The organism is Mycobacterium sp., assembly GCF_036488105.1.
Classification (GTDB): Bacteria; Actinomycetota; Actinomycetes; order Mycobacteriales; family Mycobacteriaceae; genus Mycobacterium.
Genome location: NZ_DASXHW010000393.1, coordinates 1 through 3,707, shown reverse-complemented (window position 1 = coordinate 3,707; position 3,707 = coordinate 1). Strand labels below are relative to the sequence as shown.

Here is a 3,707-nt window from a genome sequence, read left to right as displayed (position 1 = left end):
TGCAAACAAACCTCGTCGGCCATGCGCACCAGCGCCGAATGCGAGTACGCGCTGAAGTCGAAGTCGGACACCACAGGGCCCGAATAGTCGGCCAGACCTTCGTCGGACCGATCGATCGCGTCGAGTTCCCATTTCGCGGCGCGGGTTTCGGCCACGATGTCCAGCGCCGGAATACCCTCGACCGGCGGATAAGCGTCGTCGATGATGACCGTCCACGCGCAGTGCGGATGCCGGTCGGACGGCACCCGGGGCGGGCGGTGGAGCGGGCGCACCTGCGCCCGCGCATTGGTCGCGACCGCGGTGGCGTCGAACGTCGGATCCTCGATGGTGTGGCACATTCCGAACACGTAGTCGTCGCCCATCGGTTCGACGTCCAGCAATGCGCCGCAGTGGTCCAGGTGAAATTCGCCGTGCCAGCGATCGTGAATGGTGTAGCGGAAGTCCATGAACTGCGGCGGAGCGCCGATGTCGAGCTGTAAGCCCTTGAAAATCGTTGGCACGTCGACGCCTTCGTAGTTCAGGGCGCGCTGCATGCGTCTGGTGTAGATCGGGCTGGCGCCGGCCCACTCCTCGATAGCGATCTGCACCATCTCGTCGCGCCCGAACTCCTGGATGCACCACGCCATGCCGGAGCGGTCGATCATCTGCCCGATCAACAGCAGTTCAGGCAAGAGAACCGCCAACTCTTGACGGGACAGCTGGGCGTAGCGGGATTGGCTCACCGCCCAAAAATAGACTCGACTATGTTATAAAGTCAACAATGTCTATCTCCGCGGGCCAGAAGGCCCGATCACCCGTCAGCCCCACCCGGCGGACCAACGCGCCGCGCAAACGCGGCGATGACACCCGGGCGAAGATCATCGACGAAACGGTCCGCTGCATCGCGGAGGAAGGTTTTGCCGCCGCGACGGCAAAGCATGTCGCCGAGCGCGCGGGCGTCACCTGGGGAGTGATCCAGTACCACTTCGGCGACCGCAACGGCCTGCTGATGGCCGTCGTCGACGATGGAGTGGCCAGGCTGTTGGACAGCCTCGCGTCGGCCGATGTCAGCGAACTGCCTCTGCGCGAGCGGATCGAGGTCGTCGTCGACACCGCCTGGAGTTGCTACAGCAGCCCGACCTCGATGGCGGCGTTCGAGATCCTGCGGGCGAACCGCGGCGGCCCGGGCGGTTCGTCGCGGCGCCACCTGCTGGAGATGAACTCGGCGATCGGTCAGCTCGGCCGACTGATCACCGATGACCCGGCTAATGATGGCGTGGCCGAGGTGATTTGGGCAACGTTGCGCGGTGTCGTGCTGGCTCAGATGATCGTGGGAACCTCGATCGACTGGCAGCGTGAGCGGCGCGCGCTCATCGATATGGTCACCCACTATCTGCGCTGAGCCGGCGTGTGCTGCAATGACGCGATGAGCTCAAACGGTCACGACGCCTGGCTCGCCGACGTCGCAGCGATAGAACTGATCAAGTACCGCTATCTGCGTGCGCTCGACACCAAGCATTGGGACGACTTCGCCGACACGCTCACCGAGGATGTCGTCGGCGACTACGGCTCGTCGATGGGCGAAGAACACCACTTCACCAACCGGGCCGATCTCGTCGAGTACATGCGCTCGTCGCTCGGATCGAACGTGATCACCGAGCATCGCGTCACCCACCCGGAGATCGCGGTGAACGGCGACGAGGCCACCGGCACCTGGTATCTGCAAGACCGGGTGATCGTGGCCGAATTCGACTTCATGCTGATCGGTGCCGGGTTCTACCACGATCGATACCGTCGCACCGCTGACGGATGGCGGATCAGCGCGACAGGATACGACCGGACCTACGACGCCACCATGTCGTTGAAAAACCTGGACTTCAAGATCACGCCAGGCATTGCGCTGGCCTGACGGTCAGAACCGTTGGGCGACAACCGGTTACTGGGTGATCGCCATGACCGCGCCGGGCTGCAGCCACTGAATGATCTGCACCAGCTTGGCATCGTCGATCGCGACGCAACCGGCGGTCGGGCCGCCGTCGGTAGTGTGGAAGAAGAATGCCGCGCCCTTGCCGGGCTGACGGTTTGGGTTGACGCCCATCACGACCGCGTGCTTGTACTGCGGGATTTCCAGGTTCTCACTGGCATTGGTGTCGAATGGACACTGAGCTTGATGGCAGACCTGCATGGTGTTGAACGTGGGGCTGCCGTCATCGCCGTTCCACCAGTGATTCGACCCAACCTGAACATATTTGAGACCGCCACCCGGGTTGGGCGCGGTCCCGAAGGCAAACGGTAAGGCGAAGACCCCCATCGGCGTGGCCGGGTAGCCGCTCTTTGCCTCTGCCGCAAGACCTGCCGACCCGATATGGGTGGGTATGGCAGCCTCGACCGGCTGCCAGCCCGCGGCGCCGCGTTGATAGATATCCATCTTCGCGTTCGAACCGCCGGTTCCGACAACGGAAACCACCTGAGTGGCGTTGCCGACCGAGGGAGCAAACCAAGGTGCGCCGACTGCACCCCCCTCAGGAGCTGTCGCCATGGGTACGACGGCTGCGCACACCGCAGCGCACACTAGACCCAGCAGTCGGCGCACGCACCTATCGTCAGCGCCACACGATCGACAGGTCAAGTCAAGGTTTAGCGTCGATCAGGTCACTGAGCGGCCGCGACCCAACTCTCGCCACCGGTCGCCGCTGGTGCACCGATATGTTGGTATGCGTTGGGTGCAGGCTTCCCGGGTATAGAAAGCAATGAATGTCACCGTTCGATCGCAGCCGCCGCCCCGCTGAGGACGGCAGCACGGCGAAGCTCGCCACCGCGAGCGGTATCGCAGTACCTCCGCTCACGGTCTGGCTGGGATCGGCGATGTACACCTTTCCCGTCGGCCGGGATGTGGTCGTGGGTCGCGACCGCCAATGCGATATCCGTTTCCAGGACATCCACCCCGACGACCTCACTCTGATCTCGCGGGTGCACGCGATTCTGCGGTTCGACAGCGGTCAGTGGGTCGTCGTCGACAAAAGCCAAAACGGTATTTACGTCGCCGGGTCACGCGCCAACCTGGTGCCCATCCGCGACCGCCTCACCGTCGCATTGGGCAGCCCGCGCGGCCCGCAGCTGACATTCCGGGTCGCGACGTCGTCGCCGTCGAGAGCCCGCAATCCTCAGACAGCCGAACACCGAACCAATGGGCCGCTGGGCGACAGCCCCAACACCGCGATGTTCCGGCCGACCGGCCCGCAACCCCCCGCGCGTGCACCGTCGCGGCCGCTGATTCGTCCCACGCCGTCGCAGCCGCAGCCGAGCCGACCCGCCCCTCCCCGACCGCCCAGCGAGCCCAGACGGGCCCCGGGTTCAGCGGCGTCGGCCACGATCGGCCGCGCCAAGACCAACAACGTCGTCGTCGAGGACGCGCTGGCCTCCCGCGTGCACGCGGTGCTGGTGTCCACCCCGGCCGGCATGGAAATCCGCGACAACCACAGCAGCAACGGCACATTCGTCAACGGCGCGCTGATCACCAGCGCGATGCTGCGCGACGGAGATGTCGTCACGATCGGCAACACCGACTTGCTCGCGACCGGCAACACTCTGGTGCCCCAACCGGTGGCTGCCCGCACCAACGGCCTGACCGCACATGGGCTGGCGTTGACCGTCGACGGGCGCCAACTGCTGCAGGATGTGTCCTTCACCGCGAAACCGGGGACGCTGACCGCGGTGATCGGGCCGTC

Annotated in this window: 4 protein-coding genes and 1 pseudogene; 3 read left to right on the top strand and 2 right to left on the bottom strand. The window is 65.0% G+C overall.

Going from position 1 to position 3,707, the window contains the following annotated elements; translation table 11 throughout:
- Positions 1–722 (bottom strand): annotated as a pseudogene (locus VGH54_RS20840) (hypothetical protein); the annotation flags it as partial.
- A 38-nt stretch (positions 723–760) separates the two neighbouring features.
- On the opposite strand from VGH54_RS20840, the gene VGH54_RS20835 reads away from it, so the two are divergent.
- Both VGH54_RS20835 and VGH54_RS20830 read left to right on the top strand, forming a co-directional pair.
- Positions 761–1,381, top strand: coding sequence for a TetR/AcrR family transcriptional regulator (locus tag VGH54_RS20835; RefSeq protein WP_331513982.1), 621 nt, complete (start codon positions 761–763; stop codon positions 1,379–1,381).
- A 24-nt stretch (positions 1,382–1,405) separates the two neighbouring features.
- Positions 1,406–1,888 carry a nuclear transport factor 2 family protein gene (locus VGH54_RS20830; RefSeq protein WP_331513981.1) on the top strand — a complete coding sequence of 161 codons (483 nt, stop codon included), beginning with the start codon at positions 1,406–1,408 and terminating at the stop codon, positions 1,886–1,888.
- Between the two features lie 27 nt (positions 1,889–1,915).
- Here the strand turns inward: VGH54_RS20830 and VGH54_RS20825 are convergent, their stop codons facing one another.
- Positions 1,916–2,572, bottom strand: coding sequence for a L,D-transpeptidase family protein (locus VGH54_RS20825; RefSeq protein ID WP_331513980.1), 657 nt, complete (start codon positions 2,570–2,572; stop codon positions 1,916–1,918).
- Between the two features lie 161 nt (positions 2,573–2,733).
- On the opposite strand from VGH54_RS20825, the gene VGH54_RS20820 reads away from it, so the two are divergent.
- Positions 2,734–3,707 (top strand): FHA domain-containing protein (locus VGH54_RS20820; RefSeq protein ID WP_331513978.1); only part of this gene is annotated, 974 nt, incomplete at its 3' end.

What these genes read in the sequence shown, in the direction of transcription:
- VGH54_RS20830 (WP_331513981.1), top strand. Translation starts at nt 1,406, where the DNA reads ATGAGCTCAAACGGTCACGACGCCTGGCTCGCCGACGTCGCAGCGATA.
- VGH54_RS20835 (WP_331513982.1), top strand. Translation starts at nt 761, where the DNA reads ATGTCTATCTCCGCGGGCCAGAAGGCCCGATCACCCGTCAGCCCCACC.